The organism is Amycolatopsis thermalba (assembly GCF_003385215.1).
Taxonomy (GTDB): Bacteria; Actinomycetota; Actinomycetes; order Mycobacteriales; family Pseudonocardiaceae; genus Amycolatopsis_E; species Amycolatopsis_E thermalba.
This window is the reverse complement of sequence record NZ_PQHW01000135.1, coordinates 1-16,251: the sequence shown is the minus strand read 5'-3', so window position 1 is coordinate 16,251 and position 16,251 is coordinate 1. Positions and strand designations below refer to the sequence as shown.

17 protein-coding genes and 1 pseudogene are annotated in these 16,251 nt (G+C 72.4%); 11 read left to right on the top strand and 7 right to left on the bottom strand.

Features of this window, described 5'->3' with window-relative positions; translation table 11 throughout:
• Positions 1-288 precede the first annotated feature (288 nt).
• On the bottom strand, positions 289-732 hold the full coding sequence (locus D0D15_RS32465; RefSeq protein ID WP_094006936.1) for a VOC family protein: 444 nt from the start codon (positions 730-732) through the stop codon (positions 289-291).
• A 117-nt stretch (positions 733-849) separates the two neighbouring features.
• On the opposite strand from D0D15_RS32465, the gene D0D15_RS32460 reads away from it, so the two are divergent.
• Complete coding sequence (locus tag D0D15_RS32460) at positions 850-1,734, top strand: NAD(P)-dependent oxidoreductase (protein ID WP_094006935.1); 885 nt, start codon at positions 850-852, stop codon at positions 1,732-1,734.
• Here D0D15_RS32460 and rox read toward each other — a convergent pair.
• Positions 1,692-3,134: a rifampin monooxygenase gene (gene rox / locus D0D15_RS32455; protein WP_094006934.1), complete on the bottom strand. Its 1,443-nt coding sequence runs from the start codon at positions 3,132-3,134 to the stop codon at positions 1,692-1,694. The genes D0D15_RS32460 and rox overlap by 43 nt on opposite strands.
• Before the next feature lie 269 nt (positions 3,135-3,403).
• Between rox and D0D15_RS32450 the strand changes: the two genes are divergently transcribed.
• On the top strand, positions 3,404-4,390 hold the full coding sequence (locus D0D15_RS32450; RefSeq protein ID WP_094006942.1) for an RNA polymerase subunit sigma-70: 987 nt from the start codon (positions 3,404-3,406) through the stop codon (positions 4,388-4,390).
• Between the two features lie 257 nt (positions 4,391-4,647).
• On the opposite strand, the gene D0D15_RS32440 is transcribed toward D0D15_RS32450, so the two are convergent.
• Positions 4,648-5,775, bottom strand: a complete 1,128-nt coding sequence (locus D0D15_RS32440; protein ID WP_094006933.1) for a C40 family peptidase — start codon at positions 5,773-5,775, stop codon at positions 4,648-4,650.
• Between the two features lie 99 nt (positions 5,776-5,874).
• On the opposite strand from D0D15_RS32440, the gene D0D15_RS32435 reads away from it, so the two are divergent.
• The 7 genes from D0D15_RS32435 to D0D15_RS32400 all read left to right on the top strand — a co-directional run bounded on the left by D0D15_RS32435 (position 5,875) and on the right by D0D15_RS32400 (position 11,004).
• Positions 5,875-6,696, top strand: a complete 822-nt coding sequence (locus D0D15_RS32435; RefSeq protein WP_094006932.1) for a biotin--[acetyl-CoA-carboxylase] ligase — start codon at positions 5,875-5,877, stop codon at positions 6,694-6,696.
• A gap of 23 nt (positions 6,697-6,719) precedes the next feature.
• On the top strand, positions 6,720-7,265 hold the full coding sequence (locus tag D0D15_RS32430) for a PH domain-containing protein (RefSeq protein ID WP_094006931.1): 546 nt from the start codon (positions 6,720-6,722) through the stop codon (positions 7,263-7,265).
• A 313-nt stretch (positions 7,266-7,578) separates the two neighbouring features.
• Positions 7,579-8,004 (top strand): YbaB/EbfC family nucleoid-associated protein, encoded by a 426-nt coding sequence (locus D0D15_RS32420; RefSeq protein ID WP_094006930.1) that lies wholly within the window; start codon positions 7,579-7,581, stop codon positions 8,002-8,004.
• Positions 8,001-8,321: a hypothetical protein gene (locus D0D15_RS32415; protein WP_094006929.1), complete on the top strand. Its 321-nt coding sequence runs from the start codon at positions 8,001-8,003 to the stop codon at positions 8,319-8,321. The genes D0D15_RS32420 and D0D15_RS32415 overlap by 4 nt, the downstream gene beginning before the upstream one ends.
• Before the next feature lie 3 nt (positions 8,322-8,324).
• Positions 8,325-10,133, top strand: coding sequence for a TNT domain-containing protein (locus D0D15_RS36740; RefSeq protein ID WP_115944997.1), 1,809 nt, complete (start codon positions 8,325-8,327; stop codon positions 10,131-10,133).
• Entirely contained in the window at positions 10,130-10,408 is a 279-nt protein-coding gene (locus D0D15_RS32405; protein WP_017986852.1) for a hypothetical protein, read from the top strand. Before D0D15_RS36740 ends, D0D15_RS32405 begins: the two co-directional genes overlap by 4 nt.
• 68 nt (positions 10,409-10,476) lie before the next feature.
• On the top strand, positions 10,477-11,004 hold the full coding sequence (locus D0D15_RS32400; RefSeq protein ID WP_094006927.1) for a DinB family protein: 528 nt from the start codon (positions 10,477-10,479) through the stop codon (positions 11,002-11,004).
• Between the two features lies 1 nt (position 11,005).
• Here D0D15_RS32400 and hisN read toward each other — a convergent pair whose 3' ends face one another.
• On the bottom strand, positions 11,006-11,788 hold the full coding sequence (gene hisN, locus D0D15_RS32395) for a histidinol-phosphatase (RefSeq protein WP_094006926.1): 783 nt from the start codon (positions 11,786-11,788) through the stop codon (positions 11,006-11,008).
• A 47-nt stretch (positions 11,789-11,835) separates the two neighbouring features.
• Between hisN and D0D15_RS32390 the strand changes: the two genes are divergently transcribed.
• Both D0D15_RS32390 and D0D15_RS32385 read left to right on the top strand, forming a co-directional pair.
• Positions 11,836-12,528 carry a response regulator transcription factor gene (locus D0D15_RS32390; protein WP_026153804.1) on the top strand — a complete coding sequence of 231 codons (693 nt, stop codon included), beginning with the start codon at positions 11,836-11,838 and terminating at the stop codon, positions 12,526-12,528.
• Positions 12,528-13,817, top strand: coding sequence for an ATP-binding protein (locus tag D0D15_RS32385; RefSeq protein WP_094006925.1), 1,290 nt, complete (start codon positions 12,528-12,530; stop codon positions 13,815-13,817). The genes D0D15_RS32390 and D0D15_RS32385 overlap by 1 nt, the downstream gene beginning before the upstream one ends.
• A 125-nt stretch (positions 13,818-13,942) precedes the next feature.
• On the opposite strand, the gene D0D15_RS32380 is transcribed toward D0D15_RS32385, so the two are convergent.
• The 3 genes and pseudogenes from D0D15_RS32380 to D0D15_RS32370 form a co-directional block, all read right to left on the bottom strand.
• Entirely contained in the window at positions 13,943-14,473 is a 531-nt protein-coding gene (locus D0D15_RS32380) for a GtrA family protein (RefSeq protein ID WP_162830707.1), read from the bottom strand.
• 36 nt (positions 14,474-14,509) lie between these two features.
• Positions 14,510-15,046, bottom strand: a complete 537-nt coding sequence (locus D0D15_RS32375; protein ID WP_094006923.1) for a GtrA family protein — start codon at positions 15,044-15,046, stop codon at positions 14,510-14,512.
• A gap of 24 nt (positions 15,047-15,070) precedes the next feature.
• Positions 15,071-16,251, bottom strand: a pseudogene (locus tag D0D15_RS32370) (sigma-70 family RNA polymerase sigma factor); the annotation flags it as partial.

The following is a 16,251-nucleotide window of genomic DNA, read 5'->3' as shown; positions in this document are numbered from 1 at the left end:
CCCAGACGGGCCAACTCGACGGCGCGCTGACGGAACTCAGGCGGGTGTGGTGCAGGCACCGCAACATCCTCCCCGGTAACCGACGGTCACCTCAGGTCAGGTGTCCGGGCCACAGGGCCAAGCTCAGGTGGCCTTCGGCGGTTTTGCCGTCAGGCGGCCGAAATGATTCGTGGGTCGTGTGGCAGTGAGTTGCTCCTCTCTGGTCGGCTCGTGCGACTTCAGCGGCTGACCATCCGCCGCCCGGCACGCGTTCCGGGAGCGGCAGTCATTGCGGGCGGTGGGCGAACCTCACCCGCCTTCCGACCAGACGCCCAGTTCGTTTCCGCTTGGGTCGGTGAAGTGGAAGCGCCGGCCGCCGGGGAAGGAGTACGGGCCGTTCACCACCCGGCCGCCTGCCTGCTGCACCGCTGACACCGACTGCTCCAGGTCGGCGGAGTACAGCAGCACGAGCGGGCCGCCCGGGCGTCCGGCCTCGCCGGCGCGAAGGTTCCCCGGGGGCACGGCGTCGTCGGCGGGGAGGTCCTCCGGGCGCACCGCGTCCCCGGCGCGGAGGCCGCCCACTTCCGGTCCGGTGCCGTCCCGGGGGTTGCGGATTCCGGCGTACTCCGGGCCGCAGTCGTTGAACGTCCAGCCGAACGCCTCGCCGTAGAAGCGCTTGGCCTCGCCGACGTCGGTCACCGTCAGCTCGATGTAGTCGAAGGAGTGGTGCTGGTGTGTGGTCGTCTCGGTCATGTCAGGCAGTGTGCCCGGGGAGTACGACAGTTTCGGCCCCGGCAGGTGATCGGCTTCACGAGATGGCACTCTCATCGACCTTTACCTCCACTAAACTGGAGCTTTCAGACTTACCGTATGAATACGACAACCGGTGAAATCACAGTCCTCGGCCTCGGTGAGATGGGCTCGGCCATCGCCCGGGTGTTCCTCGACCGCGGATACCGCACGACGGTCTGGAACCGGACCGCGAGCAAGGCCGCGCCGCTCGTCGAGGCAGGTGCCACCACCGCCCCGACGGCGGCGGAAGCCGTGGCAGCCAGCCAGCTCGTCGTGGTGTGCCTGCTCGACGGCACCGCGGTCGACGAGGTGCTGTCGACCCTCGGCGACACGGCCCAGGGCAAGGTCCTGGTCAACGTCACCAGCGGCTCCCCGGACCAGGCGCGGGCCTATGAACGCTGGGCGCACGAGCACGGCGCGCAGTACATCGACGGCAAGATCATGGGCGACCCGCCGTACGTGGGCACGCCGAACGCGCGGTTCCTGTTCAGCGGCTCCGCCTTCGAAGCGCACCGCGACGCGCTGAACCTGCTGGGCGCGGTCAGCTACCACGGTGACGACGCCGGCGCGGCGGCCGTCGAATTCCTGGCCCAGGTCGCCATGGGCTACGAAGTGCTCCTCGGCTTCCTGCACACGCTCAAGCTCGTGCGGTCCGAAGGCGCCGACGTCACCGGGTTCGCCGACCGCTTCGCCGCCTCGCTGACCGCCTATCAGCCCCTGCTCACCTCGATCGCGAAGGCCGTCGAGAGCCGCGAGTACCCGCCGGACCTCGGGCCGCTCGACGTCCAGTTCGCGCTGATGGACGACCTGATCGGCCACCGCGAGTCGGTCGGCGTGGAGGCCGTCCGGATGCGGGAGACCAGGGAGCTGATGGCGCGCCGGATCGCCGACGGTCACGGCGGCGAGGGCTTCTCCGGCGTCTACGAGCTGCTGGCCGGCGCCCCGAACCAGCGGGCGAGGTGATCGTCCAGGTCGCGCTGATCGTCGCCGATCCAGGCGACGTGCCCGTCCGGCCGTAGCAGGACGCCCGGAACGTCCAGGGCCGCCGTGGGATCCGCGACCTGGTCGACCCGGTCCGACCAGCCGCCGACGGTCAGGCGTCCGGTGCGGTCCAGCAGCAGGCCCCGGCCACGGTGCAGCAGGTCGTAGAGGCGCCCGCCCTGCACGTCGACGTCACGCAGGCGGCGGCCGAGCAGGGCGGGGCCTTCGCCGAAGTCGTAGCGGACATCGATCGCGGTGATCTTCTCGATCAGGTAGCGGTTCACCTCGTCGAAGTCCATCAACTCGGTGAGCAGCCTGCGCACCGCCCGCGGCCCCGGTTCGGGGGACAGCAGTTCCATCTGGGCGCGGGTGTTGTCCAGCACGTCCGCGGCGACCGGACGGCGTTCGTGCTCGTAGGTGTCCAGCAGTGGGCCCGGCGCCCAGCCGCGGACCTGCGCGGCCAGCTTCCAGCCGAGGTTGACCGCGTCCTGGACACCCAGGTTGAGGCCCTGCCCGCCGGTGGGCGGGTGGATGTGCGCCGCATCGCCGGCGAGCAGCACGCGTCCGACCCGGTAGCGTTCGGCCAGCCGGGTGGCGTCCCCGAAACGGGACAACCAGCGCGGGGAGTGCACGCCGAAATCGGTGCCCGCAACCGCGCGCAGCTGGTGCTGGAAATCCTCGAGGGTGGGCGGTTGCGCGCGATCGCTGACTTCAGCGGCGGGGACGACGACGCTGTAGATCCCTCCGCCGAACGGCCTGAGCCAGAACGGTTGGTGGGTTTCCGGGACTTCGGCGACCCTGGCGGCGATCTCCTCCGGCGGCACACCCACTTCCATTTCACCCATCAGTGTTTCGGTCCGCGAGGGGTCGCCGGGAAAGCCGACGCCGAGCAGTTTGCGCACCGTGCTGCGTGCGCCGTCGCAACCGACGAGATAACGCGATCGCACCTGTTCCCCAGTGGACAGCGTGACCGTCACACCCTCGTCGTCCTGCTCGAACCCGGTCACCGGACAACCGCGCCGGATCTGCGCGCCGAGCCCGGCGGCGTGTTCTGCAAGCAGGTCTTCGATGACCGGCTGCGGTATTCCCAGCAGATAGGCGTGCGCGGAATCCAGACCGGTGGGCGCGGGTTTGCCGATGGCGGCGAAGAATCCGCCCGCCGGACGCTTCCTGCCGTGCGGGAGGACGCGATCCAGCAGTCCGCGCATGGCCATCAGCTCGATACTGCGGATGTGCAGACCGACGATGCGGATGAACGACTTGGGCTCGGTTTCCTGTTCCAGAACGAGTACTCGCACGCCGTGCAGCCGGAGCTCGGCGGCCAGCATGGCGCCGGTCGGCCCGCAGCCGGCGATGATCACATCGAAACGTGGAGAATCCATGACGGTGCCTTTCGGGAGTGCCTTGATGTCGAGGCGCTCCCGGCGACACCTACGTCGATCGCCCGGCCGTGACGGGATGGGGGAGCACCCACTTCGGTACTGCGGTCATGGGGCTCACCTCCTCTGGCGGTGTCACGGTCGACTACAAGCTACAAGCCGCGCGTCACCCCGTCCACTCAATTGATCACAGCGTGAGAACCACCGATGAGAATTCCTCCGCCGCGTCGTCAGTTCTGGTAGCCCCCGCACCGGTGGAAGGATCGATGACCATGACCGACGACAGATCGCTGGGTGACGACATCGCGGCGGTTCGCTCCGGTGACACGGCGCGGTTCGCGGCTCTCACCGAGCGCTACCGCCGTGAGCTGCAGGTGCACTGCTACCGGATGCTCGCGAACTACGCCGACGCCCAGGACCTGACGCAGGAGACGTTCCTGCGAGCGTGGCACAAGCGGGAGTCGTTCAAGGGTCACGCGGCCCTGCGGACCTGGCTGTACCGGATCGCGACGAACGCCTGCCTCGACTTCCTGGACAAGCGCAACGACCGCACACCCGTACCGTCCGAGCTCGCCTCCGAGTTGCGGTACCTCCAGCCCTACCCCGACCGGATGCTCCCCGAGGACCCGCAGGAATCGGTGGTGGCGCGGGAGACCATCGAGCTGGCGTTCATCGTCGCCGTCCAGCACCTGCCGCCGCGGCAGCGGGCGGTGTTCATCCTGCGCGACGTGCTCGGCTGGCCGGCGTCGAAGGCCGCCGAGGCCCTCGAGCTGACCGTCGCATCGGTGACCAGCGCGCTGCAGCGGGCGCGCGTGACGATGCGCGAGCAGCTGCCCGGCCGCCGCCTCGACTGGCGCAGCCCCGCCACCCACGAGCTGTCGGACGACGAGCGCAGCGTGGTGCGGTCCTACATCGACGCCCATGAGCGCAACGACCTCGGCGGCCTGTCGTCCCTGCTGCGCGACGACCTGCGCTTCGCGATGCTGCCCGATTCGGGCACCGTGACCACGACGGCCAAGGACGCGGTGGACGGCTGGGTCTCCGGTGGGCTCTTCCAACCCGGCCACGACGACTGGCGCGGTGTCCCCACGACGGTCAACCGCATGCCTGCCGCCGCGCTGTACCTCCGCGCCCCCGGCGACCCGGAGCACCGGCTGTTCGCCATCGCGGTCCTGCACGTCGTCGACGGGAAGATCGCCGAGCTGACCGGCTTCGACGCCACCGGCCAACCGTGGCTGGACCTGCCACCGACACTGTGAAGAACGGCGTCAGGCTTCGCGCGACCTCGCCCCAGTGCCTCGGCTCGTTGGTTGTCGATGGGGGACCAGTCGGCCGTCAGCTCGGCGAAGACCTCCGTTCGTGAGCGCCGCGCCGCGAACCCGCTGATCCCGCCCGGCCTGTTCGCCTCACGATGCCTGGCGAGGTCCATCGTCGTGACCGGGCTCGGCGTCGTCCTCATCGCGGGACTCGCTGTGGCGCCCCGGACGCTCGACGAACCCCGAGGAAGCAACAGAGGCTAACTCGCCGGGCGGCCGGCTCCCGCGTAGTCGTCCGTGCGGGTGCGGTACGTCGCGATCTGGATGGCCATGCCCTGCGTCGGCGCGTTGATCATCAGTCCGTTGCCCAGGTAGAGGCCCACGTGGTGGATGCGCGTCGCCGGGTTGCCGTAGAACACCAGGTCGCCCAACCGCGGCTCGGTGACCGCCTGGACGGACCGGAACTGCATGTCCGCGGTGCGCAGCAGGCTCACCCCGGCCGCGTCGTAGGCCGCCTTCGTCAGGCCCGAGCAGTCGAACCCGGCCGCGCCCGCCTCCGGGCCGTTGCCGCCCCACACGTAGGGCAACCCCAGCTGGTCGAGGGCGAACCGGGTGGCGCGCACCGACGGCGCGGACGCCGACGCCGGCTCCAGCGAGAGCTGCGCGTACAGCTGCGCGTTGCCGAGCGCCTGCTGCCGGAACAGGTCCGAGTCGCGGTAGGACTCGATCGCCTTCCACCAGCCCTGGCCGGCCTGCAGGTCGGTGTTGCCCGCGCACAGGGTGCGGCCCGCGGCGACGGACGCGTCGTCGATGTCCTGGATGTCGCCCCGCGCACCGGCGCGCTGCCACTCCGCCTGCGTCAGCTGCATCGGGCCGCCACGCGGCTCGGTGGCGGCCTCGCCCGCGGCGCCGGTCAGCGGCACCGCGCCCAGCGCCTTCGTCAGCGTGCCGTTCGCGTCCAGCGACCCGCCGCCGAACCGGCCGTGGTTCGAGCTGGCCTTGCCGATGCCGGCGAGCGTCACCCACGACAGGTGGCAGCCCGGGTCCTCCTCGCGCAGCGTCAGCTCACCCGTGGCGTACCCGATCAGCGCGCGCTCCGGGATGTCGAGCGGCCCGCTCAGCCCGGCCGCCCACTTCTCCAGCTCGCTTTGGCCCTGTTCCCGCGGCGCCTGCGCCTGCACCGGCGCGTTCGGTTCCAGCACGGTCGGCGCGGACGCGAGCGCCGCACCGCCCGCGGGCGGCTCCGGCGGCAGCACGTCGGCGGCGGCCGCCACCTGCTCCCGCGGCGGCTCGACGAGCAGCCACCCGCAGGTGGCCACGGCGGCGACGAGGATCAGCGCGATCAGGGCACGCCCGGCGGCGGCCCGCCCCCAGGATCGGAAACGCATGGTCACCTCGCCAACACTAAAAGACAACGGCCGGGCCGGACACAGTGATCCAACGACCGGACCCCCTCTTGCGTGACGGAAGACGAATAGGCTGCCCCCATGAACGCGATCAACGCCGGGCGGCTGCGCGCCGAACTGCTCGCCCCGCAGGGTCCGTACGCCGCGCTGGACGTCGTCCCCAGCACCGGGTCCACCAACGCCGACCTGCGTGAAGCCAGTGTCGAGGGCGCGGCGGACCGGACCGTGCTGATCGCCGAGGAGCAGACCTCCGGCGTCGGCAGGCGCGCGCGGCTGTGGGCGTCCCCGAAGGGCAGTGGCGTCTACCTGAGCGTGCTGCTGCGTCCCGTGGAGGTGCCGTTCAGCGCCCTCGGCTCACTGGCGATCGTGGCCGGGCTCGCGGTGACCGACCTGACCGCGGAGCTGGGCGTCGACGCGGTCCTCAAGTGGCCCAACGACGTGCTCGCCGGCCCGGCCCGGGGCAAGTGCGCGGGCATCCTGTCCGAGGCCGTCGCCGGGGACGAGCTGGCCGTCGTGCTCGGGATCGGGCTCAACGTCCGGCCGCTGGGCCCGGGTGTCGAGCCGGGCGCGGGCGGGCTGCTGCCCACCTCCCTGGCCGAGAACGGCGCCCGCACCACCGACCGCACCGACATCGCCGCGCTGCTGCTGGCCGCGCTCGCCGACCGCGAGGACCGCTGGCGCGCCGCGCGCGGCGACCTCGCGAAGGCCGGTCTGCTGGCGGACTACCGGGACCGCTGCGAGACGATCGGCCAGGAGGTCCGGGTGCTGCTGCCGGGCGACCACGCGATCACCGGCACGGCCGAGGACGTCGACGCCGCCGGCCAGCTCGAAGTGGCCGGTCAGGACGGGAAGCGGCACACCGTGTTCGCCGGAGACGTCGTGCACCTGCGCCCGGTACGGTGAGGCGGTCGCGAGAGGAGTTCGCAGTGGCCTACCCCGACGATCTGCTCAGCGAGAACGAGCAGGTCATAGTGCACAGCCATCCGCACGCGAAGATGCTGATCTGGCCGGTGATCGGTTTTCTCGTGACGGTGGGGCTGGGCATCCGGCTCGTCACGCTCGCCGCTGACGCGCCCGCGCCGTGGGACGACGTGGCCCGCATCGCGATCGCCGTGGTCGCGGTCGTGCTGATCGTCTGGTCCTTCCTGGTGCCGCTGATCCGCTGGCGCACCACCCACTTCATCGTCACGACCGACCGGCTGATCGTGCGCGAGGGCGTGATCAAGCGCACCGGCATCGACATCCCGCTCGGCCGGATCAGCAGCGTGCAGTTCGAGCACGGCATCGTGGACCGGCTCTTCGGCTGCGGAACGCTGGTGATCGAGTCCGCTTCGGACGAGCCGCTGCGCTTCGAGGACATCCCGCGCGTGGAACGGGTGCACACGATGATCTACCGCCAGGTCAACGACAACCCGTACGACGACTTCCCGGGCGAGCAGGGACCGCAACCCCGTGGCCGCGGCGTCTCCTGATCTCACCCGATCCAGCGATCTTCGGCTCGCGGAGCTGACCGCGGGTAACTGACCGCCGTCCGAGCGAGCCGGGAAACCGTTGGCACCGCTGGGTAATCCTCGGCGACGGGAAAGCGGGCCGCGGGCGATTCCCACCACGGCGGAATCGAGATGATCGCCGCGGCAGGTTGCGATTTGACCGCACGCCGCGACACGGTTCGGGCACTCATGCGTATTTCGGCTCGATGGGGCAACCTGATGCCGAGGGGGAACCGGAGCGCCGTGGCGCGCGTCCGAGTCCGAGCCGACTGCTGTACTCGCGAGGAGGGGTGCCGTGACCGAGCATCGGGCGCAGGTGGAGGAACTGCTCGCCGACTACCGCCGCAGCCGCGAAGATCTCGCTTCCGCGCAGCGCGCGCTCGCCGCCGTCACGGCCTCGGCCACCGACGCCGACGGGCTGATCACCGCGACCGTCGGCCCGCGCGGCACCCTGACCTCTCTCACCATCGCCGACGGCGCGTACTGGCGGTACCGGCCGAACGAGCTGGCGCAGCAGATCGTGCGCGTCACCGCCGAGGCCACCGTGCGGGCGCTCGCGCGGGCCGGTGAGGTGCTGGCGCCGGTGCTGCCGTCCGGCACGGACCCGCAGGCGCTGCTGCTCGGCACCGGTGACCTCGACGCGACCGAGATCGCGCCCGCGAAACCCCGTCCCGCGCCGGACGAGGAGAGCCTCGAAGACCAGACCTGGATGACCCGATGAGCGCCGGGTTCGAGGCCGACGCCGCCCGGCTCGCGGCCTCCGCAGGCGACTTCGACGGCCTCGCGGTGCGCGCGGCGGCCATCGCGGAGCGGCTGGAGCGGACGCTCGACGGCGCGGGCCAGGCGTGGGGCGACGGCGCGGTCGGGCAGGCGATCGCCGCGTCGCACGTCTCGCGCGCCGAGGAGACCCTGGACCGGCTGCGGAGCCTGTCCGGGCGGCTGACGACGTTCGGACGGACCGTCGGCGAGGCCGCCGGGCGCTACCGCGGGTCCGAAGAGGACGCCGAGCGGGCGATCATCGACACGGCACAGGGGTAGCGCATGGGCATCGAGCTACCGCGGGAACTCGCCGGCCTGGCGGCGGAAACCGGCCTGGAGTGGCCGGACGCGGACGAGGACAAGCTGCGCGAGCAGGCCGGCGCCTGGCGCGACGCGCACCGCGAACTGACCGCGCTCGCCGCGGAGGCCGACGAACACGCGGGCGCCGCGGTCGCCGCCCTGTCCCGGGACGCGGGCGAGGCGGCCGGGCACGCGTGGTCGGCGTTCGTCGATCCGGAGAACGGGCACCTGACCGCGGCCGCGCGCGGCGCCGCCGAAGCCGCCGACCGGCTGGAGACCGCGGCCGAGCAGGTCGGCGCCGCGAAGGTCGAACTGGTGCGGCAGCTCGTCGAGGCCGCGAAGAACCGGGACGCGACCCTCGCCGCCGCCGAGCACGGCCACCCGACCGCGATCCTCGGTGTGGAGCCGATTCTGCGTGGCACCGCGGCGAACCTGGCGGTCGTCACCCACGGCCTGGCCGCGACGCTCGGGCCCGGGCCGGTCGGCTCGCTGGTCACCCCGGTCGTCGAGCCGAACCCGGGCGCCCGCACCCCGGACGGCCAGGGCGCGCTGCTCGGGGTGGTCACCGGTCTGGCGCCGGAACTGGTGGCGCCCGTGGTGACGCCGTCGCCCGCGGTGCTGGGCACGGCGCCGCCAGCCGCGCCGGCCGTGGTGTCCTCGGCCGTGCTGACGCCGCCGGTGGTGCCGCCCGTGGTTCCCGAACCGGCCTTCGCCGACACCGACACCGGTCCGATCCAGCTCCCGGACCCGCCGACCCCGCCGTCACTGCCGCAGTACGAGGGCTTGCTGGACGCGGGCGGCTTCGACGAGGTGCCGACGCCCTCGACCGGGCTGCCGAACGCCACCGTCGCCGCCGGGTTCACCGAGGCCGCCGTGCCGTCGCCGCCTCCGGTGGGAGCGCCGGGAATGCCGGGTGCACCGGCTCCGGCCGCTCCCGCCGTCGGGTACGCGCCGGCCGGATACGCCCCGGCGCCGTATGCACCTGCCGCGCCCGCGGCCGGCTACGCCCCGCCGGCGGGGCACGCGCCGTTCGCGCCCGGGCCGCGTCAGCCGAATGTCGCGCCGTATGCCGAGCCGGCGCCGCCGCCGATGGGGACGCCACGGCAGGAGCGGGAGACGATCGTCGCGCTGTTCCGGGTGCACATGTTCCCGATCGGCCACCTGCCCGTCGCCACCGACAAGCCCGCGCGGCAGCTGCCCGTGCCGCCGTCCGAGGTCGACTACGCGCCCGGGCTGCGGTTCCCGCCGCACGACCACCCGCGCTCGGACCTGGTCCGGACCGACGACGCGCTGGCGAAGGTCCAGGCCGGGTACGGCCGTCTGCCCTCGCCGGCCGGGACGCCCCCGGCGGAGCTGCTCGCCGGGTACGACCCGCTGGGCGGCCTGCACGAGCGCGACTGGGATCGCCGGTTCCTGGCCGGGAAGCGCCGTGAGGTGCCGGAATACGCGTGGCCGCCGGGCGAGCTGTACCCCGAGGGCGGCGCCGCGGAGGGCGAGCCGGAGGTGCTGGCCGAGGGCGCGGTTCTGGACCGCTTCGGCGATCCACGCGGCCGGGTCTTCGCGCCGGCGGGCACCCCGTTCGCGCGGCGGTCGCTGCCGCCGTCGGCCCGGACAGCCGGCTACCGGCGCTACCGCGTGCTGCGGGACACGCCGGTGTGGCGGGCGGTGTCGGCGCCGTGGTTCGGGCAGCCCGGCGGCGGCGAGCGGTACCGCGCGACCTACTCGGCCGACGAGCTGGTCACCCTGGGGTATCTGGCGGACATCACGTTCGAGGAGGGCGCTGCGCAGTGAACGTCGAGTCGATCGTGCGGTGGCTGGCGGCCATCGGGGTGCCCGGCGAGGTGATCTCGATCGGCAAGGAAGCCGACAACGCGTGGTGCCTGCTGCGGGTCGAGGAGTCCGAAGAGGGCGGTCCGGTGTGGGAGGTGTTCTGGCGCGAGCAGGGCAACCGCTACGACTGGGCCCGGTTCACCAACGAGCAGGTCGCCTGCCACTACCTGTTCGGCAGGCTGGCCTGGTCGCAGGTCGCGCGCGGGGCCGTGGGGCTGCTGCCCGCGCCGGCTTAAGGAGAGCTGACGGCACCGTTGAGCGATCCGGACTGGTGCTCGCGGGTTCCGGCGATGATGCTCGACGCATGATCACCCCCGACACCAAGGACTGGACCTGGGTGCTGCGCACGCCGTGCCCGGAATGCGGTTTCGACGCCGGCACGTTCTCCCGTGAGGACGTGCCCGCGTTGCTGCGAGCGAACGCCGAGGGGTGGCGCCGGGCGCTGGCCGAGCCGGACGTGCGGGAGCGGCCCGCGCCGGACAAGTGGTCCACGTTGGAGTACGGCTGCCACGTGCGGGACGTGTGCCGGATCTACCTGGAGCGGCTGCGGTTGATCCTCACGGAGGACGGCCCGCTGTTCCCGGACTGGAACCAGGACGCGACGGCGATCGAGGACCGGTACGAGACACAGGACCCGCGAGTGGTGGCGGACGAGCTGACCACGGCGGCGTCCCGGCTGGCCGAGGCGTTCGCCCAGGTCTCCGGCGAGCAGTGGCAACGCCCCGGCACCCGCAGCGACGGCGCCCAGTTCACGACGGACACCTTCGCGCGCTACTTCATCCACGACCCGCTGCACCACCTCTGGGACGTGACCGGGCAGCGGGCCGGGTGAGCTACCGCCGCAGGTGGCCGAGAGCCTCGTCGTGCAGGTGCCCGTTGGACGACAGCGCCGAGCCGCCGTCGAAGCGCTCCGCGCCGGTCAGATCCGAGAACCGCCCGCCGGCCTCGGTGAGCAGGATCTGCATCGGCGCGACGTCCCACGGGTTGACGATCGGCTCGGCGGCCAGGTCGATCGCGCCCTCCGCCACCAGGCAGTGCTGCCAGAAGTCGCCGAAGGCGCGGGTCTCCCAGCACGCGTCGACCAGTCCCAGGTAGGCCTCGCGCGAGTGGTACTCGGTCCACGAGCCCAGGTCCGTGGTGGACAGGTAGGCGTCCGACAGCGACGACACCGCCGACACCGAGATCCGGCGCTCGCCCGCCGAGTCGCGCATCCACGCGCCGTCACCCGCCGCGGCCCACCAGCGGCGGCCGAGCAACGGCGCGCTGACCACGCCGACCACCGGCTGCCCGTCCTCGACCAGCGCGATCAGCGTCGCCCACACCGGACCGCCGCGCAGGAAGTTCTTCGTCCCGTCGATCGGGTCCAGCACCCACGCGCGGCCCGACGCCCACGCCGTCCCGCCGCGCTCCTCGCCGGCCACGTTGTCGTCCGGGCGCTCGGCGGCGAGCACCTCGCGCACCGCGTCCTCGACCGCGGTGTCCGCATCGGTGACCGGGGTGCGGTCCGGCTTGCTGCTGACCTTCAGGTCGCGGGCGCGGAACCGGGCCGTGGTGATCGAGTCCGCCGCGTCCGCGAGCTTCTCCGCCAGGATGAGATCGTCCGTGTAGCTCGCCACGCCACGATGTTTTCACGTGGCGCGGTCGTAGAGTTGACCAGGTGAGCATGGTGTTGCTGGCCGAGGACGACCCGGCGATCGCGGACCCCCTGTCGCGTGCGCTCGAACGGGAGGGCTACGACGTCGAGGTGGTCGGGGACGGGCCCGCGGTACTCGACACCACCCAGGCCAAGCGGGTCGACCTGCTCGTGCTCGACCTCGGCCTGCCCGGCATGGACGGGCTCGAGGTGTGCCGCCGGTTGCGCGCGAACGGCAGCGAGCTGCCGGTGCTGATGCTCACCGCCCGCACCGACGAGGTGGACTTCGTGGTCGGCCTCGACGCCGGCGCCGACGACTACGTGGCCAAGCCGTTCCGGCTGGCCGAGCTGCTGGCCCGCATCCGCGCCCTGCTGCGCCGGCGGGCGCCCGAGGTGCTCGAGGCCGGTGGCGTGCGGATGGACCTGGGCGCGCGGATGGTGCTGGTGGACGGCCGCGAGGTGCAGCTGGCGAACAAGGAGTTCGAGCTGCTGCGGGTGCTGATGAGCCACGCCGGGCAGGTCGTCAGCCGCGACGAGATCCTCGCCGAGGTGTGGAACGACCTGGAGTCCAAGACCTCGAAGACACTCGACATGCACATGTCGTGGCTGCGCCGGAAGCTGTCGGTGACCAGCGACGGCAAGGGGTCGGTGATCCACCACGGCGACGGTGAGCGGCGCATCGCGACGGTCCGCGGCGTCGGCTTCCGGTTCAACGCAGACTAGTGCGCCGCCGGATCCTGCTCGCCATCCTGCTGGCGGTCGCGGTCACCGCGGCGGCGCTGGGCATCCCGCTCGGCGTCACCGCGTGGAAGCTCGTCGACAGCATCTACAACGAGGACCTCGCCGGCCGCGCCGCGCAGATCGCCGCGACGCTGGACACCGAGCTGGCCGACGGGGCGCTCGACCAGAACGACCTCACGCAGGTGTCGGTGGCCATCCCGCAGGGCGGGAAGCTGGTCGTCGAGGTGCCGGGGCAGGAGCGGATGACCGAGGGCGCCGATCCGGGGGCGGATCCGGTGACCGCGACGGTCCAGCTGGCGCGGCAGGGGCACCTGGAGCTGTCGATCCCGTCCGGGCCGCTGCGGTCGCGGCAGACCACGGTGACGCTGGCCGTGCTGCTGCTGGTGGTGTTCTCGGTGACGATCGGGACGGTGGTGGCGACCGTGACGGCCCGGCGACTGGCGAAACCGCTGCGGCACGTGGCCGAGCGGGCGGCGCGGCTCGGTGGCGGGGACTTCCGGCCGGACACGAGCCGGTACGGCATCGGTGAGCTGGACATGGTGGCCGAGGCGCTGGACACGTCGGGCACCGCGCTGGCGCAGCTGGTGCAGCGGGAGCGGCAGCTGGTCGGGGACGTGTCGCACCAGCTGCGGAGCCGGCTGACCGCGCTGCAGCTGCGGCTGGAGTCGCTGACGGTCGCCGACGACCCGGACACGGCGGAGGAGGCGCGGGCGGCGCAGGAGCAGGCGGACCGGTTGTCGGAGGCGCTGGAGGAGCTGCTGGCGGCGGCGCGGGCGGCGAGCGAGGTCGACACGGAGGCGCTGGAGCTGGCCGCGGAGCTGCCCGAGGTGTCGCAGGAGTGGCGGCAGTTGCTGCGCGCGGAGGGCCGCAACCTGCGGCTGAAGATCGGCGAGGGCCTGATGGCGCGGGCGACGCCGGGCCGGCTGCGCGAGGTGGTCGGCGTGCTGCTGGACAACGCGCTGCGGCACGGGGCGGGGACGGTCACGCTGGCCGCGCGCCGGGGCGAGACCGAGGGCACGGTGGTGGTCGAGGTGAGCGACACCGGTTCGGGCATCCCGGACGACCTGGCGCCGCACATCTTCGAGCGGGGCTTCTCCGGCGGCGGATCGACCGGGGTCGGGTTGGCGCTGGCGCGAGCCCTGGCCGAGGCGGACGGCGGGCGGCTGGAGTTGTCGAGCCGTCGGCCGGCGGTGTTCAGCCTGTTCCTGCGGGTGCCGAATCCGGGGGATGTGCCGGAGGTGCGCTGGCCGGCGGAGCGCGTGCCGCGCTGAGCGGCCGGCCGGGTAGCGGCTGGACGGGGTTGGCGGGCCATGGTGGAGGCGGTTGGTCGGTGGCCGGAGTTGTCGGGTCGCCGGCCGGCGGAGCGCGTGCCGCGCTGAGCGGCCGGCCGGGTGGATCAGGCCGTCGGGTCTGGCTCGCGGGACGTGTCGCGGCGGCGTTTGCCCAGTTCGTCCGGGAAGACCCACCTCTTGAAGCCCCAGAAGCGGAACACCATCGCCAGCAGCATGCCGATGATGGATCCGCTGACGAAGTCCGCCGCTTCCTGCGCGAACCGGCTCACGTGTGGCAGTTCCAGGTGCAGCACGTACCGCGAAACCCACAGCGGAATCAGGTTCACGACCACGGCCAGGCCGCTGATCACGAAGAACAGCGCGGCCTCGTGATGCCTTTCCCGGCCCCCACGAGTGCGGAACGACCATTCGCGATTGAGAACGTACGACACGATCGTCGCGACGATGATCCCGATCGCTTTCGCCGTGGTCGGCTTGTCTTCCAGCACGCTCAGTTTCAGCAGGTACCAGACACCGTTGTCGACGATGAAGGTCGTTCCGCCGACGATCCCGAATTTGAGCAGCTCCCGATGCTTGATCAACACCGAGCGCAATGGCTCGGGCGTGTGCGACAACACGCTTTCCACAACGGTCACTCGGGCAGTCTACGGAGTCCGCGAAACCGGGGAGCGTCAGGCGGCGCGTGAGCCGGTTTCATCCGATTCCGCGACTCGTCCCGGATGTGCGTCCTCCTGCGGGAACACCCATTTCCGAAACGACACCCAACGGAACGCCGTACCGAGCAGCGTGCCCACGATCATGCCGCTCACGTAGTCCGCGATCTCCTGCGTGACCAGCCCGACCTCGGGCGTGTGCAGGTGCAGCACGTACCGCGACACGGCCAGCGGCAGCGCGCCCAGCCCCAGCGAGATCGCGCTCATCAGGAAGAACAACGCGGCTTCGTGACGCCGTTCGCGGCCGCCGCGGGTGCGGAAGGACCACTCGCGGTTGAGCACGTACGACACCACCGTGGCCACCAGCGTCGCGACCGCCAGCGCGGTCACCGGCTTACCGGTCAGCACGGTCAGCTTCAGCCCGTAGTTGACGACGTTGGTGATCACGAAGCAGGTTCCGCCGACCAGAACGAACTTCAGCAGCTCACGGCGCCGGACGAGGAACTTGCGCACCCCCCGGGGCAGGAACCGCAACAGTGCCGCGAAACCCGTCATGGCGGGTCACGGTACTCCGGGAGATCAGTACGGGATCCAGGGCAGCCACCACCACGGCCGCCCGTGGTCCTTCGACGTCGTGGTCGTCGTCGTGGTCGTGCGGCTGGAGGTCGTCGTGGTGGTGGTCGTTTCGCGCGAGGTCGTGGTGGTCGTCGTGGACGGCGACGGGGTCACCGAAGTGGTGGTCGTCGTGGTCGGCGCCAGGCCCGGCAACGGCACCCCGCAGTGCGGGAACCAGCAGTCGAACGTCACCGTCCGCGACGCGTGCGCGGTGCCCAGCGTCGCCGACACCGTCACGGTCCGGGCCTGCTTCTCCGGCCCGTCCAGCTCGAACCACAGCCGCAGGTGCTCGCCCGGCTCCAGCGCGTTCAGGCTGGTGCACGTGGTCGTCGGGCCGCTGTCGCACGCCGCCCGGAAGCTGCCCAGGATCAGCCGCGCCTCGTCGTCGATCGAGAGGGTGACCGGCTTGGTGTTCGGGCCGGTGTTGGTCACGTCGACCGACAGCCACACCGAGCGGCCCCACACGTGCTGGCCGCTCCGCACGGCCTTCGCCTCCAGCGCCACCTGGTCCGGCGCCTCGGCCACGGACACCGGCACGCTGACCGACACCCGGACGTTCGACCCGGCGTTCACCGAACCGGTGACCTGGCCCGACGCCGCACCCTGCTCCGCCTTGAGCAGGAACGTCAGCACCGCGCTCTCACCCGGCCGCAACCCGCGCGGGGTGGTGCAGGTGACCGTGCCCTCGCCCGGCGGGCAGTTCACCAGCAGCGGCCCGGGTGCGGCCTGCGTCCCGAACCCGCCGGCGCCGCCGCCACCGCCGCCCGCCGGCACCACCCGGATGCCGGGCGGCAGGTTCAACGTCGCCGCGACCGGGTCCGACACCGATCCGCCGTTGTTGCGCACCGTGATCGGCAGGGCGACCGGGTCACCGCCCGGTTCCAGTTCGAGCGCCGAGGACGGTCCCTCGGCGGTGATGTTCGCGGGCGCGCCGGGCGCCGGCGGCGGTGGCGCCGGGGCCGGCCCGGGCGCCGGGGGCGCGACGGGCGCGGGGGCCGGTTCGACGACCGGAGCCGGTGGCGGCGCGGCCGGCGGAGCGGCGGGCGGGGCCGGGGGCTTCGCGGGCGCGCCCGCCGGCGGCGGCGCCGGAGCCGACGCGGCCGCCGGGATCCCCTGCGCGCCACCCCCCGCCGCCAGCACGGCGC

Bases quoted from the DNA above. Each gene is read 5' to 3' on its own strand.
- D0D15_RS32465 (WP_094006936.1), bottom strand. From the start codon at position 732: ATGACCGAGACGACCACACACCAGCACCACTCCTTCGACTACATCGAG.
- D0D15_RS32460 (WP_094006935.1), top strand. From the start codon at position 850: ATGAATACGACAACCGGTGAAATCACAGTCCTCGGCCTCGGTGAGATG.
- rox (WP_094006934.1), bottom strand. From the start codon at position 3,134: ATGGATTCTCCACGTTTCGATGTGATCATCGCCGGCTGCGGGCCGACC.
- D0D15_RS32450 (WP_094006942.1), top strand. From the start codon at position 3,404: ATGACCGACGACAGATCGCTGGGTGACGACATCGCGGCGGTTCGCTCC.
- D0D15_RS32440 (WP_094006933.1), bottom strand. From the start codon at position 5,775: ATGCGTTTCCGATCCTGGGGGCGGGCCGCCGCCGGGCGTGCCCTGATC.
- D0D15_RS32435 (WP_094006932.1), top strand. From the start codon at position 5,875: ATGAACGCGATCAACGCCGGGCGGCTGCGCGCCGAACTGCTCGCCCCG.
- D0D15_RS32415 (WP_094006929.1), top strand. From the start codon at position 8,001: ATGAGCGCCGGGTTCGAGGCCGACGCCGCCCGGCTCGCGGCCTCCGCA.
- D0D15_RS36740 (WP_115944997.1), top strand. From the start codon at position 8,325: ATGGGCATCGAGCTACCGCGGGAACTCGCCGGCCTGGCGGCGGAAACC.
- D0D15_RS32400 (WP_094006927.1), top strand. From the start codon at position 10,477: ATGATCACCCCCGACACCAAGGACTGGACCTGGGTGCTGCGCACGCCG.
- D0D15_RS32390 (WP_026153804.1), top strand. From the start codon at position 11,836: ATGGTGTTGCTGGCCGAGGACGACCCGGCGATCGCGGACCCCCTGTCG.
- D0D15_RS32375 (WP_094006923.1), bottom strand. From the start codon at position 15,046: ATGACGGGTTTCGCGGCACTGTTGCGGTTCCTGCCCCGGGGGGTGCGC.